A 17,959-nucleotide genomic window follows, 5' to 3' on the forward strand; every position below is an offset into this window, starting at 1 on the left:
ATACCGGTTCGGCACGTGGCGCGGCCCAGTCGTCCCCTACCGGTTCGGCACGTGGCGCGGCCCAGTCGTCCCCTACCGGTTCGGCACGTGGCGCGGCCCAGTCGTCCCCTACCGGTTCGGCACGTGGCGCGGGCCAGTCGTCCCCTACCGGTTCGGCACGTGGCGCGGGCCAGTCGTCCCCTACCGGTTCGGCACGTGATGCGGGCCAGTCGTCCCGTACGGGTTCCTCACCGTGGGCGGGCCCCTGCCGCTGCTCGCTCTCCTCCCGCTCCCGTACGGCCTCCTCCGCCGCCGCGATCAGGGGGTCCTCGTCGCCCTCGGGCCTCCCCGGCGCGAGCCGCGCACGGCTGCTGAGGACGTTGGAGTTGACCTCCGCGTCCGCGCCGGGCAGCGAGAAGGAGAGCGCGCCCCCGGCCACCGGGGCCCCGGCGGGTACGGCCGCAGCCGGCGCTCCGGCGAGCAGCGGCTTCGGCAGGACCACGACGGCCGCGATGCCGCCCTGCTTCTGCTCCCGCAGCTGCACCCGCACGCCGTGCCGGTGGGCGAGGCGGGCCACCACGTACAGGCCGAGCCCGAGGCCCTCGCCGCTCTCCTGGTCGTGGGAGTCGTCGGGGTCGAAGTCGGCGAGCCGGGCGTTGAGCCGGCTCATCCGCTCGGCGGCCATGCCGATGCCCTCGTCCTGCACGGAGAGCATCACCTCACCGCTCTCCAGGAGCCAGCCGGAGATCTCGACGGGGACGTCGGGCGGCGAGAAGGAGGTGGCGTTCTCCAGGAGTTCGGCCACCAGGTGCGACAGGTCGTCGGCGGCGAACCCGGCGACGTGCGCGTGCGGGGGCAGCGCGGCGATACGGACGCGTTCGTAGCGCTCGATCTCGCTGACCGCGGCGCGCACCACGTCGACGAGCGGCACCGGCCCGGCGTGCTGCTGGACGTGCTCGGCGCCGGCCAGGACGAGGAGGTTCTCGCTGTGGCGGCGCATGACCGTGGCGAAGTGGTCGAGCTTGAACAGCGTGGACAGCCGCTCCGGGTCCTGCTCCCGCTCCTCCAGGCCCTCGATGACGGTCAGCTGGCGCTCGACCAGGCCGAGGGTGCGCAGGGCGAGGTTGACGAAGGTGGAGTGGATGCTGTGCCGGACCTGCTGCAGATGGGCGGCGGCCCGGGCGAGTTCGGCCCGCAGCCTCTCGCGCTCGTCGGCCATGGTCTGCCGCTGGCCGACGAGGTGCTTGCGGTCGGCCTCCAGGGTCGAAAGGCGCTCCTGGAGGGCGACGGCGTGCGCGTGCAGGGCGTTGACGGAGCGGACGACCTGCGCGAACTCGTCGTTGCGGCCGGTGAACTTCACCGGCTCCTCGCCGGCCGGGTCGGCGGCCACGCGCGCGGTGCCGAGGCGGAGCACGGCGAGGGGACGGGTGAGGGTGCGGGCCATGGCCATGGCGATGCCGACGGCGACCAGCAGGATGGCGCCGAGGACGGCGATGCGGATCTCCAGCGCGGTGACGTCGTCGTCGCGCAGCAGGGCGAGGTCCTTGCTGCGGGCCTCGTAGAGGGAGGACTCGACGCCGCGCATCAGGTCGACGCGGGCGGAGAGGGCGGCGTCGACCTTCTTGGTGCTCAGGTCGAGGTCGCTGTCGGAGAGGGTGGGCTGGTCGGTGAGGGAGGCGAGGTACTTCTCGGCGGAGGAGACCTCGGGGCCGGTGACCGTGGAGTCGTAGGAGGACTTGGCCGCGGTGGGCGCGGTGTCGCGGAAGCCGGCGATCGCCGCGTCGGAGCGGACGGCGGCCTGCTGGGCGGCGGCGGTGAGCGCGTCCCGCTGCTTGGTGTCGGCGGCCGAGGAGGTGCTGGTGGTGGTCGGCAGGCCGGTGACCGGGCTGATGACGGTCTGGGTGGTGTGCGGGATGTTCAGGGCCGCGAGGAGCAGTCCGCGGGCCGCGGCGGCCTGCTGCACGGCGGTGTCGAGCTCGGCGAGGGAGTGGGCGCCGGAGCCGGCGCGCGGCGGCATCTGATCGGCCAGCTGCTCGGCGAGCGCGTGCAGCTCGGAGATGGCGGCGGAGTACGACTGATGCGCCTGGAGAGCGGTGCTCTTGCCGGTGAGCGCCGCTCGCCGCACCGTGGCCACGTCGTCGAGGTCCTTGCGCAGGCCGGCGGAGAGGTCCGGGTTGGCGCGCAGGTCCTCGATCTCCCGGTCGACGCGGGCCTGCTGCTGCTCGGCGGGCGCCTTGGACCCGGGGCGCCCGGCGGCCACGTACGAGGTGACCTCGTCCCGTTCGTCGGCCAGCGAATGGGCGAGGACGAGCGCGTCCTGGGTCTGCTCGGCGAGCGTGACCAGGTTCTGGGAGTCGTGCAGCTGCCCGGAAGCGGCGACGACGCTCGGCGCCCCGGCCCCCGCGATGGCGGCGGCGACCACGGCGACGGCGACGATCAGCCGGTTGCGCACGTGGGCGGCGCGGCCGTGACCCGCGGACTCGGACGAGGCCCCCTGCGCGGGGGCCGTCTGCTTGCCTGTGCTCCGAGGCCGCGTCTTCTGCACCGGTGCTCGCACTTCCTCACTCGTGTACCCATGGGCCCGGGGTGACGTTCCGTCAACGGGAATGCCGACCCGGTACGACGGCTTCCGACCCTCCCAGTGCCGGTGGGCGGAGGTCCCGCTTCGCCTGACCCGCCACCCGAAGGAGTGAACATCGGTGGGGAGTTGGCGGGCAAGTTCCTCTGGCGCGTGCGGAGGCCTTGCGCGGTGGGCCGGTTGGACGTCGGCGGCGCACTTTGGCAGTATTCGCCGCCACGCTTCACCGGAAGTGATTATTCCGTACCAAACCAGGCGGCTGACCTGCGCGCCCGCATCGATGCGGCGACCGTTGACAGCCTTTCGTGGACCTTGTGAAGGCCTCGTGCAGACTGGCTGGATGCGTATTGAGCTGACGTCCGAACCCGGCGATGCGACTCACCCGAACGAGGACTTCGCCGCGCTCGCGCTTCCGGCTTCAGGGCAGGGCGGGGCGCTGGTCGTCCTGGACGGGGTGACCCCGCCGGCCGGCGACGACGGCTGTCTGCACTCCGTCCCCTGGTTCTCTGCGCACCTGGGCGGCCTGCTGACCGAACTGTCCGTTTCCCGCCGGGATCTGACACTGTCGGAGGTCCTCGCGGAGGCCGTTCGCCGCACCGCCGACGCCCATGCCTCCACCTGTGACCTTTCTCACCCGCGCACGCCCCAGGCGACCGTGGTCCTCGCCCGCTGGTCCGAGGCCGCGGTGGAGTACCTCGTCCTGTCGGACTCGGCGCTCCTCGTCGAGGCCCCCGACGGCACGGTCACCGCCCTCCTGGACGACCGCCTCGCCCGTCTCCCGCGCGCGGCGCTGGCCACGGACGCGCTGGTGGACGCGACGGTCCGCAACAAGGAGGGCGGCTTCTTCACGGCGGCCGCGGACCCCTCGGTCGCGGCCCGCGCCGTCACCGGGGAACTGCCGCGCGGGCGGGTGCGCGCCCTGGTGGGCCTGACGGACGGGGCGACGCGCTGGACGGAGAAGTTCCGCCAGGGCGACTGGACGGATCTGTTCACGGTCGTCCGCAAGGAGGGCGCGGCCGCGCTGGTGGAGCGCGTACGGGCGCTGGAGAGTGCCGACCGTGAGGAACGGGCGTACCTCGGCGGCAGCAAGACGCACGACGACGCGACGGTGGTGTACGTGGAGCCGTAGGGCTCCCGCCCCGCAGGGCCGGCGCCTTCGTAGGGCTCCTGCCACCCGTACGGCTACTGCTTGTCCATGCCCAGGTTCAGCTCGTGCAGCAACCGGGCCAGTTCCGCCACCTCGCGCGGGTCCCAGTGGGCGAGTTGGCGCACATAGCGGGCGCGGCGGGCCTCGCGGACACGGCCGACACGCCGGTGGCCCTCCTCCGTGAGGTGCACGAGCCAGGCGCGGCCGTCGGCCGGGTCGGGCTCCCGGGCGACCAGACCCAGCTCCTCCAGGGCGCGCAGCTGGCGGGACATCGTGGCCTTGCCGACACCGACGTAGGCGGCGAGTTCCGTGGCACGCTGACGCCCGCACTCGTCCAGCCGTACGAGGAGCCCGTACGCGGCGGACTCCAGGTCCGGGTGGACCTCCCGGGCCATCTGACCGGCGTTGGCGCGGGCGCGCCGCAGGAACACGGTCAGCTCGCGCTCGAGCGCCAGGAACTCCTGGTTCGCGCCACCGGACCGGTCTGCACCCGACCCCGACGCGCCGGGGTCCACCGGACGCCGCTCGCCGTTTCCGTCCTCGTGCACGTCAGTCACCTGATCCGGTATCCCGTTCCTCGAAGTTTCCGCCGAAGGTCGCCGTCGCCGCAGCTCCGTCAGTATTTCGCAGGCGTAGACCAACGGCAGCACCGGTCCATGGGGAGGGCCCGGGCCTCCCTCACGGGACCCGGGCCTTCCCTCATCCGGCAGCGTCCGTCACGCCGCCACCGGAACCTCCGGCGTCGCGTCGCTCGTGGCGGGCGCGAGCGCCAGCTCCAGGACCTGGCGGACGTCCGTGACGGCGTGGACGTCGAGCTTGTCCAGCACCTCCGCCGGGACATCGTCCAGGTCGGGCTCGTTGCGCTTGGGGATGATCACCGTGGTGACCCCCGCCCGGTGCGCGGCGAGCAGCTTCTGCTTCACGCCACCGATCGGCAGGACCCGGCCGGTCAGCGAGACCTCACCGGTCATCGCCACGTCCGTGCGGACCAGCCGGCCCGACAGCAGCGAGGCCAGCGCGGTCGTCATCGTGATGCCCGCGCTCGGGCCGTCCTTGGGGACCGCGCCCGCCGGGAAGTGGATGTGCACGCCCCGGTCCTTCAGGTCGCCGACGGGCAGTTCCAGTTCGGCGCCGTGGGAGCGCAGGAAGCTGAGCGCGATCTGCGCGGACTCCTTCATCACGTCGCCGAGCTGACCGGTCAGGGTCAGGCCCGCCGCGCCCGTCTCCGGGTCGGCCAGCGACGCCTCCACGAAGAGGACGTCCCCGCCCGCGCCGGTGACCGCGAGGCCGGTGGCCACACCGGGGACCGCGGTGCGCCGCTCGGCCGGGTCCTGGGCGGACTCGGGCACGTGGTGCGGGCGCCCGAGCAGCCCGCGCAGGTCCTCGTCCCGGACGGTGTACGGCAGCTGCCGCTCGCCGAGTTCGTGCTGCGCCGTGACCTTGCGCAGCAGCCGCGCGATGGACCGCTCCAGGGTGCGCACGCCCGCCTCGCGGGTGTACTCGCCGGCGAGCCTGCGCAGCGCGGCATCGTCGATCGCGACCTCGTCCTTGTCCAGGCCGGCCCGCTCCAGCTGGCGCGGGAGCAGGTGGTCACGGGCGATGACGACCTTCTCGTCCTCGGTGTAGCCGTCCAGGCGGACGATGTCCATGCGGTCGGCGAGCGCCTCGGGGATGGCCTCCAGGACGTTCGCCGTGGCGAGGAACACCACGTCCGACAGGTCGAGTTCGACCTCCAGATAGTGGTCGCGGAAGGTGTGGTTCTGCGCCGGGTCCAGGACCTCCAGCAGGGCCGCGGCCGGGTCGCCGCGGAAGTCGGAGCCCACCTTGTCGATCTCGTCCAGCAGGACGACCGGGTTCATGGAACCGGCCTCCTTGACGGCACGGACGACACGGCCGGGCAGGGCGCCGACGTACGTACGGCGGTGGCCGCGGATCTCGGCCTCGTCGCGGACGCCGCCGAGGGCGACGCGGACGAACTTGCGGCCCATGGCGTGCGCGACGGACTCGCCGAGGCTGGTCTTGCCGACGCCGGGCGGGCCGACGAGCGCCAGCACGGCGCCGCCGCGGCGGCCGCCCACGACGCCGAGGCCCCGGTCGGCGCGCCGCTTGCGCACCGCGAGGTACTCGGTGATGCGCTCCTTCACGTCCTCCAGGCCCGCGTGCTCGGCGTCCAGGACGGCCCTGGCGCCGCGGATGTCGTACGCGTCCTCGGTGCGCTCGTTCCAGGGCATCTCGAGCACGGTGTCGAGCCAGGTGCGGATCCAGGAGCCCTCGGGCGACTGGTCGCTGGTGCGCTCGAGCTTGTCGACCTCCTTGAGGGCGGCCTCACGGACCTTCTCGGGCAGGTCGGCGGCCTCCACGCGGGCGCGGTAGTCGTCGGACTCCTCACCCTCGGCGGTGTCGCCGCCCAGCTCGCGCAGCTCCTTGCGGACGGCTTCCAACTGGCGGCGCAGCAGGAACTCGCGCTGCTGCTTGTCGACGCCCTCCTGGACGTCCTTGGCGATGGACTCGGCGACCTCCTGCTCGGCGAGGTGGTCGCGGAGCTGCTGGGTGGCCAGCTTCAGCCGGGCCACCGGGTCGGTGGTCTCCAGCAGTTCGACCTTCTGTTCGGTGGTGAGGAAGGGCGAGTAGCCGGAGTTGTCGGCGAGCGCGGAGACGTCGTCGATGGCCTGGACGCGGTCGACGACCTGCCAGGCGCCGCGCTTCTTCAGCCAGCTGGCGGCGAGTGCCTTGTACTCCTTGACGAGTTCGGCGACATGGCCGGGCAGCGGGTCGGGAACCGTCTCGTCGATGCGTGTTCCCTCGACCCAGAGCGCCGCGCCGGGCCCGGTGGTGCCCGCACCGATCTTCACCCGTCCCAGGCCGCGGATGAGGGCGCCCGGGTCGCCGTCCGCGAGCCGGCCGACCTGCTCGACGGTGCCGAGGACACCGGTGGCGGCGTAGGTGCCGTCGATGCGTGGAACGAGCAGGACCCTGGGCTTTCCGGGCTCGGAACGGGCGGCCGCCTGGGCGGCCTCCACCGCCGCGCGCACCTCGGAGTCGCTCAGGTCCAGCGGAACCACCATGCCGGGCAGCACAACCTCGCCGTCGAGCGGCAGCACAGGCAGGGTGAGCGGTGTGGACGTCGAAGCCATGATCTCCCCTTCGGCAGTCAAGTTGAGCTGTGCAGACTCAATGCACGAGAGGATTCGGATTGTTCCCCGACCTTTGTTCGCTCTCAGCGATCAGTTGGTGCGAGGGCTGTGACCAGGCGCGGAGCGGCTCGGGGGCAGGCCACCGCCAGAGGCCGGGGCGGATCACCGTGAGAGACCGGGACGGCGTCCGCGGGCGGCACCTCCGACCGTGCTGCGTGAGTGGCGCGGGTCAGCGGAACCGCGGGTCGGAGGCCGGAGTCACCGAACCGGTGCCAGGGTGACCTCGACCCCGGTCCGGGCCCAGCGCCGCACCAGCGGCCAGGCCGCGATGCCGACCGCCAGCGCCAGCAGATGGCCCCAGTTGCTCAGCGGGTCCGTGAACTCGGCCAGGTCCTGGAGGAGTAGCGCGGCGAACAGGATCAGCACGGTCCAGCGCAGCCACGGCCTCAGCAACCCCGTCAGCGCGCCGAGGCTCGCCGCCACGCCGAAGCTGATGCCGTAGTCGAGGCGGTGCAGTGAACTGTCCGGCAGATGGCCCGCCAGCACCGCGAGGCCGACCGGCACCTCGGTGCCCAGCGTCGCGAGCACATGGCCGAGCAGGAAGACGACCGCCGTGCGGGCGCCGCCTATCCGCCGCTCCAGCGCCGTCAGCACGACCAGGAAGACGAGCGTGTAGTAGGACACCATCCCGCCCGCGATCCACAGCGCGCTGGCCAGCAGCACCACCACCGGACTGCGCATCAGGTGCACGACGTCCGTGCTGGATCCCTGGTACAGGGCCTCCATCAGCGACGGGTCGGCGAACTGGGCGAACAGCGAGGTCACCAGCAACACGGCGGCGTAGCCGAAGGTGAACGGCGCCCGCCTGGGGCTCGGCAGCAGCGACGCCAGGCGCGGTGCCGTCCACCGCACCGGGAGCGCGGCCGGGGGCTCGACGGGCGGCGGCGCCGTGCGCTGACGCGGCATGCCGTCCAGAAGCGGCGCGCCCGTCTCGGGGGACGTGAGCGTGGCGTCAGCCGCCGAGACCGTACGTTCCAAGGTGCGGCGCTCCTTCCGTCACGCTCCACCCTTCGCGCCGCGCCGGTCGCTGTCTATGACCGACGCCACCCGAGACGCGATTCATAGCAACTTCCCAGCTGTTTCCGGCGTCCGGGGTGACCGCGCACGGCTGCCGACGACGGCGGTCCGTTCGACCGCTGCGGGAGAATCAGTTCGATCGCCGGGGAAAGTGCGTCGTCCCCCGCCCCGCCGGTCACCAGAATGTGGTCCATGCCTCATCCGTACGACACCGACGAGACCCCGGTGGTTCTGGACCGTCGTGAGGGCCCGCACGGCGAGGTCGTGCTGCGGCGCCACGGTGAGCTGCTGCAGATCATCGCCAACGGCTGCTTCCTGATGGACACCTCCGACGGGCGCTCGGAACGGCTGCTGGTGCAGGCCGCGTCGGACGCCCTGGACGGCCGCCCGGATCCGAGCGTGCTGATCGGCGGCCTCGGCGTCGGCTTCTCGCTCGCGCACGCCGCGGCCGACCGCCGCTGGGGACGCATCACCGTCGTCGAACGCGAACGCGCGGTCATCGACTGGCACCTCCACGGCCCCCTGTCCGCGCTGTCCGCCGACGCGCTCGCCGATCCGCGCACCCGCATCGTGGAGGCCGACCTCGTCGCCCACGTCAATGAGACATCGGACACGTACGACGCCCTCTGCTTGGACATCGACAACGGCCCCGCGTGGACCGTCACGGACGGCAACGGCAGCCTCTACTCGACGGCCGGACTCACCAGCTGCGCAAGGGTGTTGAAACCCGGCGGTGTGCTCGCGGTGTGGTCGGCCGAGCCCTCTCCGGAATTTGAAGGAACCCTTAGGAATGCCGGGTTCCGGCAGGTGCGTACCGAAGAGGTGCCCGTTGCCCGGGGCGTTCCCGACGTCGTGCACCTCGCGATCGGACCTGGATAGCCGACCGGCGGTAACTCCCCGTACGCTGCTTCCCTGACGCGGATCATTCAAGCGTCAAACGCAGTCATGGGATCACCCCACGGATTCCGGAAAGCAACCCCAGGGGCGGGCGATGGAGCAGACACACACCTCCCACAACGGCACGACGGCGACCCCGGGCGCTCAGCGGCGCGTCCTGGTGGTCGAGGACGACCAGACGATCGTCGACGCCATCGCCACCCGTCTGCGCGCGGAGGGATTCCTCGTGCAAACGGCAGGTGACGGTCCGGCGGCGGTCGACACGGCGGAGGCCTGGCAGCCCGACCTGCTGATCCTCGACATCATGCTGCCGGGCTTCGACGGCCTGGAGGTCTGCCGGCGCGTGCAGGCCCAGCGTCCGGTGCCGGTGCTGATGCTCACCGCGCGCGACGACGAGACCGACATGCTGGTCGGGCTCGGCGTCGGCGCCGACGACTACATGACCAAGCCGTTCTCGATGCGGGAGCTGGCGGCGCGCGTGCACGTGCTGCTGCGCCGGGTGGAGCGGGCCGCGCTGGCCGCCGCGACCCCGCGCAACGGGATACTCCGCCTCGGTGAACTGGAGATCGACCATGCGCAGCGCCGGGTGCGGGTGCGCAGCGAGGACGTCCATTTGACGCCCACCGAGTTCGATCTGCTGGTCTGCCTGGCCAACACGCCGCGCGCCGTGCTCTCCCGTGAGCAGTTGCTCGCCGAGGTGTGGGACTGGGCGGACGCCTCCGGCACCCGCACCGTCGACAGCCACATCAAGGCGCTGCGGCGGAAGATCGGCGCCGAGCGCATCCGGACGGTGCACGGCGTGGGCTACGCCCTGGAGACCCCGACGCCATGAGCGACGGGCGGTCGGCCGCGCGGAGGAGCCCCGGGCAGGCCTGGGGCGGCGTACGTCCGTTCTCGATCAAGACCAAGCTGGGCGCGTTGGTCGTCATCTCGGTGTTCATCACGACGGGCCTGCTGATGATCGCGGTGCGCACCGCCACCGAGCTGCGGTTCATCACGGTGTTCTCGATGATCGCCACCCTGCTGATCACGCAGTTCGTGGCGCACTCGCTCACCGCCCCGCTGGACGAGATGAACGCGGTGGCCCGGTCCATCTCGCACGGCGACTACAGCCGGCGAGTGCGCGACAACCGCCGGGACGAGCTGGGCGACCTGGCCCAGACGATCAACCTGATGGCCGACGAGCTGGAGGCCCAGGACAGCCAGCGCAAGGAGCTGGTGGCGAACGTCTCGCACGAGCTGCGCACCCCCATCGCGGGTCTGCGCGCGGTGCTGGAGAATATCGTCGACGGGGTCACCCAGGCCGACCCGGAGACCATGCGCACGGCGCTGAAGCAGACCGAGCGCCTGGGCCGCCTGGTGGAGACGCTGCTGGACCTCTCCCGCCTGGACAACGGCGTCGTGCCGCTGAAGAAACGTCGCTTCGAGGTGTGGCCGTACCTCTCGGGCGTCCTCAAGGAGGCCCAGATGGTGTCCTCCGCGCGCGCGGGCATCGCCTCGGGCTCCGGCAGCCACACCCGTACGGACGTCCATCTGCACCTCGACGTCTCCCCGCCGGAGCTGACCGCGCACGCGGACCCGGAGCGGATCCACCAGGTCGTCGCCAACCTGATCGACAACGCGGTCAAGCACAGCCCGCCGCACGGCCGCGTCACGGTGAAGGCCCGGCGCGGCCCCGCCCCGGACTCCCTGGAGCTGGAGGTGCTGGACGAGGGCCCCGGCATCCCCCAGTCGGAGTGGCACCGGGTCTTCGAGCGATTCAACCGCGGCGCCGTCAACCGGCCGCACGGGCCCGGCAGCGACGGCGGCACGGGCCTCGGCCTGGCGATCGCCCGCTGGGCGGTGGATCTGCACGGTGGCCGGATCGGTGTGGCCGAATCCCCGCGCGGCTGCCGGATCCAGGTCACCCTTCCGGGAGAGCCATCTCTGCCAAGTTGACGTAAAGTTCGAAGCGGAGCAACAAGATCCACGCCTGTCCGCGCAGCCGGACACGTGTGATCAGGCAGAGGCCCGCGTACTCCCCGCGCCGGGCCCGGGTCGTCGCACCCGCCCACAACCGGAACCTCGCTTGTTTCCCGCCATTTCAACCCCTGAAACGCATTTTCTGATGTGACTTACGCGACGATGAACCGGCCCGACCTGACCTTCGCGGTCTTGGAGGCGTAGCCTTTATTCCCGCTGTCCAATCACCTTGTGAAGCGGAAGAGGGCGGTTGCCGCCGTGTCGCCACAGTCCCCGAGTAACCAGAGCGTCTCGACCGACGACCAAGCCGGGAAGAATCCCGCTGCTGCGTTCGGTCCCAACGAGTGGCTCGTCGACGAGATCTATCAGCAGTACCTCCAGGACCCGAATTCGGTAGACCGTGCCTGGTGGGACTTCTTCGCCGACTACAAGCCCGGGGCCGCCGCCGCTGCCGCCTCGGCTCCGGCGGGTACCGCGGCCGCGGGGGCCACGGAGACCACCACGGCGCCCCAGGCAGCGCAGGCCGCGCCCGCGGCTCCCGCCGCACCGCAGGCCCCGGCCGCCGCCGCACCGCAGCCCGCCGCCGCACCGGCCCCGGCGAAGCCCGCCCCGGCGGTCGCCGCACCGGCTCCGGCCAAGCCCGCCGCACCCGCCGCCGCGAAGCCCGCCGCGGCCCCTGCCCAGCCCAAGAAGGACGAGCCCGTGTCCGAGGCCCCCGCCGGCCCCGAACTGGTGACGCTGCGTGGCCCTGCCGCCGCCGTCGCGAAGAACATGAACGCCTCCCTGGAGATCCCCACGGCCACGTCCGTGCGCGCGGTCCCGGTGAAGCTGCTCTTCGACAACCGCATCGTGATCAACAACCACCTCAAGCGCGCCCGCGGCGGGAAGATCTCCTTCACGCACCTCATCGGCTACGCGATGGTCCAGGCCATCAAGGCGATGCCGTCGATGAACTGGTCGTTCGCGGAGAAGGACGGCAAGCCCACCCTGGTCAAGCCGGACCACGTCAACCTCGGCCTCGCCATCGACCTGGTCAAGCCCAACGGCGACCGCCAGCTCGTCGTCGCGGCGATCAAGAAGGCCGAGACGCTGAACTTCTTCGAGTTCTGGCAGGCTTACGAGGACATCGTCCGCCGCGCCCGCGACGGCAAGCTGACGATGGACGACTTCACCGGCGTCACCGTCTCCCTCACCAACCCCGGCGGCCTCGGCACCGTCCACTCGGTGCCGCGCCTGATGCCCGGCCAGTCCGTGATCATGGGCGTCGGCTCCATGGACTACCCGGCGGAGTTCCAGGGCACCTCCCAGGACACCCTGAACAAGCTCGGCATCTCCAAGGTCATGACGCTCACGTCGACCTACGACCACCGGGTGATCCAGGGCGCCGCCTCCGGCGAGTTCCTGCGCCAGGTCTCGAACCTGCTGCTGGGCGAGAACCGCTTCTACGACGAGATCTTCGAGGCCCTGCGCATCCCCTACGAGCCGGTCCGCTGGCTCAAGGACATCGACGCCAGCCACGACGACGACGTCACCAAGGCCGCCCGTGTCTTCGAGCTGATCCACTCCTACCGGGTCCGCGGCCACGTCATGGCCGACACCGACCCGCTGGAGTACCGCCAGCGCAAGCACCCCGACCTGGACATCGTCGAGCACGGCCTCACCCTGTGGGACCTGGAGCGCGAGTTCGCCGTGGGCGGCTTCGCCGGCAAGTCGATGATGAAGCTGCGCGACATCCTCGGCGTGCTGCGCGACTCGTACTGCCGCACCACCGGCATCGAGTACATGCACATCCAGGACCCCAAGCAGCGCAAGTGGATCCAGGACCGCGTGGAGCGCGCGCACTCCAAGCCGGAGCGCGAGGAGCAGCTGCGCATCCTGCGCCGGCTGAACGCGGCGGAGGCCTTCGAGACCTTCCTGCAGACGAAGTACGTCGGCCAGAAGCGCTTCTCCCTGGAGGGCGGCGAGTCCGTCATCCCGCTGCTCGACGCGGTGATCGACTCGGCGGCCGAGTCCCGCCTGGACGAGGTCGTCATCGGCATGGCCCACCGCGGCCGCCTGAACGTGCTCGCGAACATCGTCGGCAAGTCGTACGCGCAGATCTTCCGCGAGTTCGAGGGCAACCTCGACCCGAAGTCGATGCACGGCTCGGGCGACGTGAAGTACCACCTGGGCGCCGAGGGCACCTTCACCGGCCTGGACGGCGAGCAGATCAAGGTCTCCCTGGTTGCGAACCCCTCCCACCTGGAGGCCGTGGACCCGGTCCTGGAGGGCGTCTCCCGCGCCAAGCAGGACATCATCAACAAGGGCGGTACGGACTTCACGGTCCTGCCGGTGGCGATCCACGGCGACGCGGCCTTCGCGGGCCAGGGCGTGGTGGCCGAGACCCTGAACATGTCGCAGCTGCGCGGCTACCGCACCGGCGGCACGGTCCACATCGTCATCAACAACCAGGTCGGCTTCACCGCGGCCCCCGAGTCCTCGCGCTCCTCCATGTACGCGACGGACGTGGCCCGCATGATCGAGGCCCCGATCTTCCACGTGAACGGCGACGACCCCGAGGCCGTCGTGCGCGTCGCGCGTCTCGCCTTCGAGTTCCGCCAGGCGTTCAACAAGGACGTGGTGATCGACCTCATCTGCTACCGCCGCCGCGGTCACAACGAGTCGGACAACCCGGCCTTCACCCAGCCGCTGATGTACGACCTGATCGACAAGAAGCGCTCGGTGCGCAAGCTGTACACCGAGTCCCTGATCGGTCGCGGCGACATCACCCTGGAAGAGGCCGAGCAGGCCCTGCAGGACTACCAGGGCCAGCTGGAGAAGGTCTTCACCGAGGTCCGCGAGGCCACGTCGCAGCCGCCCACGGCCGCCGCGCAGGCCCCCGAGGACGGCTTCCCGGTGGCGGTCGACACGGCCGTGTCCGCCGAGGTCGTCAAGCGGATCGCCGAGTCCCAGGTCAACATCCCGGACAGCATCACCGTCCACCCGCGTCTGCTGCCCCAGCTGCAGCGCCGGGCGGCGATGGTCGAGGACGGCACGATCGACTGGGGCATGGGCGAGACCATCGCGATCGGTTCGCTGCTCCTCGAGGGCGTCCCGGTCCGCCTGTCCGGCCAGGACTCGCGCCGCGGCACCTTCGGCCAGCGCCACGCGGTGATCATCGACCGCCGGACCGGCGAGGACTACACGCCGCTGCAGTACCTCTCCGAGGACCAGGCGCGCTACAACGTCTACGACTCCCTGCTGTCCGAGTACGCGGCGATGGGCTTCGAGTACGGCTACTCGCTGGCCCGCCCGAACGCGCTCGTGATGTGGGAGGCCCAGTTCGGCGACTTCGTCAACGGCGCCCAGACGGTCGTGGACGAGTTCATCTCGTCGGCCGAGCAGAAGTGGGGCCAGACGTCCGGCGTCACCCTCCTCCTCCCTCACGGCTACGAGGGCCAGGGCCCGGACCACTCCTCGGCCCGCCCGGAGCGGTTCCTGCAGCTCTGCGCGCAGAACAACATGACGGTCGCGATGCCGACGCTCCCGTCGAACTACTTCCACCTCCTGCGGTGGCAGGTGCACAACCCGCACCACAAGCCGCTGGTGGTCTTCACGCCGAAGTCGATGCTGCGCCTGAAGGCCGCGGCCTCGAAGGCGGAGGAGTTCACCACGGGCCGTTTCCGCCCGGTCATCGGCGACGCCTCGGTGGACCCGGCCGCCGTCCGCAAGGTCGTCTTCACCGCGGGCAAGGTCTACTACGACCTCGAGGCCGAGCGTCAGAAGCGCGGCGTGACGGACACCGCGATCATCCGCCTCGAGCGGCTGTACCCGCTGCCGGGTGCGGAGCTCCAGGAGGAGATCAAGAAGTACCCGAACGCCGAGAAGTACCTGTGGGCCCAGGAGGAGCCGGCGAACCAGGGCGCCTGGCCGTTCATCGCCCTGAACCTGATCGACCACCTGGACCTGGCGGTCGGCGCGGACATCCCGGCCGGCGAGCGCCTGCGCCGCATCTCCCGCCCGCACAGCTCGTCCCCGGCGGTGGGCTCCGCGAAGCGGCACCAGGCGGAGCAGCAGCAGCTGGTGCGTGAGGTGTTCGAGGCGTAGGCCACACGGCAGCACCACGAGGGGTCCGGACCGAGTTCACCCGACTCGGGCCGGGCCCTTCGGCTTTGTCACGGGCCGTCGGGTGGGTCGTAGTAGACGGCGAGGTGATGGGTCAGCCACGCGGGTGTCCGAAGGCTCACTCCGCAGCCTCCAGCGGCCGCAGCCGGGCAAGGAGTTCGTGCACGGTCACGGACTCCCGGAGCAGTTCGTCGACCCACTGGTGGAACGCGGCGCAGTCCTCGTGACGCGTGCTGCGGCTCCAGAGCATCAGCGGATAGCCGAGAGCCACTCCCTCCTCCAGCGTCAGCGGAGCGTGGACACAGGCGACCGGTACGGCCCTCGACGTCGCGGAGTCCAGCCCTGTCCGCCTGCCTTCCAGCGGCCCCCGTACCAGGTCGGCCCAACGGGTCTGCCGCTCCCGCAGCCGACTGCGGCCGCCGCCGTCACGACTGCGTACGAAGACGGGGCACCGTCGCCCCAGGGCCGAGTCGCCGTCAGGCGCCCACCAGCGCTCGACGGGCAGAACCCACAACGACGTGCTGGGCAGAACGAAATGGACCGGAACAGGGGCCTCCTGGCCGTCGTCGGCGTCTGTCAGCCCGCCCGGCCGCCGAGCCCCCATTGTGCCCCTCCACGCACGCGTGAGGTGCGGAAATCGGAGCGGTACATGAAGTGATTCGGTGCCCTCCCACGCGGCTTAACCTGGAGGTGTACGTCCGGCCCAGCGCCTTCAGGAGAGCACCCGTGTACTTCACCGACCGTGGCATCGAGGAACTGGAGAAGCGGCGCGGCGAGGAGGAGGTCACCTTCGAGTGGCTCGCCGAGCAGCTCCGCACGTTCGTCGATCTCAACCCGGACTTCGAAGTGCCGGTGGAGCGGCTGGCGACCTGGCTGGCACGGCTGGACGACGAGGACGACGAATAGCCATCACCATCCGGTGGGGCGCCCCGTCTGCGGGGCGCCCCACCTTTTGCGTACCTGATCACCGGAACGGGTCTCTTGACTTCCCGTAGGCGCGATATATCGTGAATGACGGAATACGCGATATGGCGTGTCGAGCCGGGTCCGCCCGCTTGCCGCGCGCACCCACACCGGCCGAGGAGGTCAGCACCATGACCGAGTGGTCCGTCGCAGAGCCCAGGAAGCTCAGCTTCGACGACCCGGTGACGGCGCTCCATGTGCGCATCGTCAACGGAACGGTGAACGTGGTGGGCACCGACGAGGGTTCCGCACGGCTGGAGGTCTCGCAGGTCGAGGGCCCCGCCCTGACGGTGAGCCAGAAGGACGGCACCCTCACCGTGGCCTACGACGACCTGCCCTGGAAGGGCTTCCTCAAGTGGCTCGACCCCAAGGGCTGGCGTCGCAGGGCGGTGGTCTCCCTCGCCGTCCCGGCGTCCACCCGCGTGGAGGTGGGCGTGGTCGGGGCCGACGCCCTGGTCTCCGGGATCGACGGCGGTGCCGACGTCAAGGGCGTCACGGGAGCGACGACCCTGGTCGGCCTCTCCGGCCCGGTCCGCGCCACCACCGTGTCGGGAAACGTGGAGGCCCAGGGCGTCACCGGCGAGTTGCGGCTCAACTCCGTCTCGGGCGACCTGACCGTCATCGAGGGCGCGTGCCCGTCCGTGAAAGCCGACTCCGTCAGCGGCTCGATCATCCTCGACCTCGATACCACGAGCGGTCCCACCGACGCCCGCCTGACGAACGTCTCGGGCGAGATCGCCATCCGTCTCCCCCACCCGGCGGACGCCGAGGTCGAGGCGAACACCGCGAGCGGCACGGTGTCCAACGCCTTCGACGACCTGCGCGTCACGGGGCAGTGGGGCGCGAAGAAGATCACGGGCCGCTTGGGCGGGGGCAACGGCCGACTGAAGGCGACCACCGTCTCCGGCTCCATCGCCCTGCTGCGCCGCCCACCCGCCGAGGACGAGGCATGGGACACACCGCCCGCCGACGCGTCCCCCGGCGCCGGCAGCGACGACACCGCCGTCCCGGCCGACCGTTCCCCCCACGGCCCGACCGGCGGCCCCACCGAGCGGAAGGGGCTCTGACATGCCTCCCGTCTTCGCCCATGGACGCCTGCGGCTGTACCTGCTGAAGCTCCTCGACGAGGCACCACGCCACGGATACGAGGTGATCCGGCTGCTGGAGGAGCGCTTCCAGGGGCTGTACGCACCGTCCGCCGGCACCGTCTACCCCCGGCTGGCCAAGCTGGAGGCCGAGGGCCTGGTCACGCACACCACCGAGGGCGGCCGCAAGGTGTACGCGATCACGGACGCGGGCCGTGCCGAACTGGCCGACCGCAGCGGTGAACTGGCCGACCTGGAGCTGGAGATCCGCGAGTCGGTCGCCGAGCTGGCCGCCGAGATCCAGGCGGACGTGCGAGGGGCGGCGGGTGACCTGCGCCGCGAGATGCGGGCCGCGGTCTCCGAGGCGCGCCGGGGCACCAAGGAGCACGAGGGTGCCTACGGGGCGTACGGCGACCAGGCAGAGAAGGAGGCGTGGCGCGCAGCCCGGGAGGAGATGCGCCGCGTCAAGCAGGAGTGGAAGGAGCAGGCCCGGCGCGCCAAGGACGAGAGCCGGCGGGCCCGTGAGGAGGCCCAGCGGGCACGCCGCCAGGCCCGGGAGGCGCAGGAGCGGGCGCGCGCCCAGGCGCAGGAGGAGCTGCAGCGCATGGCGCGACGGGTGCAGGAGCAGGTCCAGGACCACTTCGCGCGGGGCGACTGGCCGACGGGCGTCCGGGAGGGCCTGGCGGAACTGGCCAAGGAGTTCGGCGAGTTCGGCAAGGACTTCGGAAAGGACTTCGGCTTCGGGCGCCCGGGGGCCGCGGGCGCGTCCAAGACGGCGGAGCAGGCCGAGTACGCGACGACCCCGGAGGACTTCCCGGGTGCGTACGAGCCGTCCTGGGCGCACGAGGACTTCCCGGGCGACCCGGCCCGCGCCCTCGACCGGCTCCTGGACCGCTTCCGTGACGACATTCGCGACGCGGCCCGGGACCACGGGGTGACGGAGGAGCAGTTGCGCGACGCCCGTCGGCACCTGTCGACGGCCGCGGCGCATATCGGGGCGACGCTGCGGTCACGGAAGGGGTAGCGCTCCACC

The 17,959-nt window shown here is 71.4% G+C and carries 13 protein-coding genes; 8 read left to right on the forward strand and 5 right to left on the reverse strand.

Annotation, left to right across the window (positions count from 1 at the left end; all coding sequences use genetic code 11):
- Positions 1-2,524, reverse strand: a 2,524-nt coding sequence (locus AB0N14_RS00770; RefSeq protein ID WP_366023588.1) for a nitrate- and nitrite sensing domain-containing protein, incomplete at its 3' end; no start/stop codon positions are given.
- Between the two features lie 373 nt (positions 2,525-2,897).
- On the opposite strand from AB0N14_RS00770, the gene AB0N14_RS00775 reads away from it, so the two are divergent.
- Positions 2,898-3,686 carry a protein phosphatase 2C domain-containing protein gene (locus AB0N14_RS00775; RefSeq protein ID WP_366023589.1) on the forward strand — a complete coding sequence of 263 codons (789 nt, stop codon included), beginning with the start codon at positions 2,898-2,900 and terminating at the stop codon, positions 3,684-3,686.
- Between the two features lie 53 nt (positions 3,687-3,739).
- Here AB0N14_RS00775 and AB0N14_RS00780 read toward each other — a convergent pair whose 3' ends face one another.
- From AB0N14_RS00780 to AB0N14_RS00790, 3 genes are all read right to left on the reverse strand, one after another.
- A complete protein-coding gene (locus AB0N14_RS00780; protein ID WP_366023590.1) occupies positions 3,740-4,252 on the reverse strand; it encodes a MarR family transcriptional regulator in 513 nt (170 codons plus the stop codon).
- Positions 4,253-4,420: 168 nt separating this feature from the next.
- Positions 4,421-6,838 carry an endopeptidase La gene (lon, locus tag AB0N14_RS00785; protein WP_366023591.1) on the reverse strand — a complete coding sequence of 806 codons (2,418 nt, stop codon included), beginning with the start codon at positions 6,836-6,838 and terminating at the stop codon, positions 4,421-4,423.
- A gap of 258 nt (positions 6,839-7,096) precedes the next feature.
- Complete coding sequence (locus AB0N14_RS00790) at positions 7,097-7,876, reverse strand: rhomboid-like protein (RefSeq protein ID WP_366023592.1); 780 nt, start codon at positions 7,874-7,876, stop codon at positions 7,097-7,099.
- A gap of 231 nt (positions 7,877-8,107) precedes the next feature.
- Here AB0N14_RS00790 and AB0N14_RS00795 point away from each other — a divergent pair, with 231 nt between their 5' ends.
- From AB0N14_RS00795 to AB0N14_RS00810, 4 genes are all read left to right on the forward strand, one after another.
- The gene (locus AB0N14_RS00795; RefSeq protein WP_366023593.1) at positions 8,108-8,794 is read left to right on the forward strand and encodes a spermidine synthase; all 687 of its coding nucleotides are present in this window, start codon (positions 8,108-8,110) and stop codon (positions 8,792-8,794) included.
- A 112-nt stretch (positions 8,795-8,906) separates the two neighbouring features.
- Positions 8,907-9,644 carry a response regulator transcription factor gene (locus AB0N14_RS00800; RefSeq protein WP_366023594.1) on the forward strand — a complete coding sequence of 246 codons (738 nt, stop codon included), beginning with the start codon at positions 8,907-8,909 and terminating at the stop codon, positions 9,642-9,644.
- Positions 9,641-10,750 carry an ATP-binding protein gene (locus AB0N14_RS00805; protein ID WP_366023595.1) on the forward strand — a complete coding sequence of 370 codons (1,110 nt, stop codon included), beginning with the start codon at positions 9,641-9,643 and terminating at the stop codon, positions 10,748-10,750. Before AB0N14_RS00800 ends, AB0N14_RS00805 begins: the two co-directional genes overlap by 4 nt.
- Positions 10,751-11,032: 282 nt before the next feature.
- Positions 11,033-14,860 carry a multifunctional oxoglutarate decarboxylase/oxoglutarate dehydrogenase thiamine pyrophosphate-binding subunit/dihydrolipoyllysine-residue succinyltransferase subunit gene (locus AB0N14_RS00810; RefSeq protein ID WP_366023596.1) on the forward strand — a complete coding sequence of 1,276 codons (3,828 nt, stop codon included), beginning with the start codon at positions 11,033-11,035 and terminating at the stop codon, positions 14,858-14,860.
- Between the two features lie 136 nt (positions 14,861-14,996).
- Here the strand turns inward: AB0N14_RS00810 and AB0N14_RS00815 are convergent, their stop codons facing one another.
- Positions 14,997-15,482, reverse strand: a complete 486-nt coding sequence (locus tag AB0N14_RS00815) for a hypothetical protein (RefSeq protein WP_366023597.1) — start codon at positions 15,480-15,482, stop codon at positions 14,997-14,999.
- A 122-nt stretch (positions 15,483-15,604) separates the two neighbouring features.
- Here AB0N14_RS00815 and AB0N14_RS00820 point away from each other — a divergent pair, with 122 nt between their 5' ends.
- The 3 genes from AB0N14_RS00820 to AB0N14_RS00830 all read left to right on the forward strand — a co-directional run bounded on the left by AB0N14_RS00820 (position 15,605) and on the right by AB0N14_RS00830 (position 17,950).
- A complete protein-coding gene (locus tag AB0N14_RS00820) occupies positions 15,605-15,784 on the forward strand; it encodes a DUF6104 family protein (protein WP_003992906.1) in 180 nt (59 codons plus the stop codon).
- A gap of 188 nt (positions 15,785-15,972) precedes the next feature.
- Complete coding sequence (locus AB0N14_RS00825) at positions 15,973-16,908, forward strand: DUF4097 family beta strand repeat-containing protein (protein ID WP_366023598.1); 936 nt, start codon at positions 15,973-15,975, stop codon at positions 16,906-16,908.
- 1 nt (position 16,909) lies between these two features.
- Positions 16,910-17,950, forward strand: coding sequence for a helix-turn-helix transcriptional regulator (locus tag AB0N14_RS00830; protein ID WP_366023599.1), 1,041 nt, complete (start codon positions 16,910-16,912; stop codon positions 17,948-17,950).
- Positions 17,951-17,959: the final 9 nt, after the last annotated feature.

The sequence above is a fragment of the Streptomyces sp. NPDC051104 genome (genome assembly GCF_040682835.1).
GTDB lineage: Bacteria > Actinomycetota > Actinomycetes > Streptomycetales > Streptomycetaceae > Streptomyces > Streptomyces cynarae.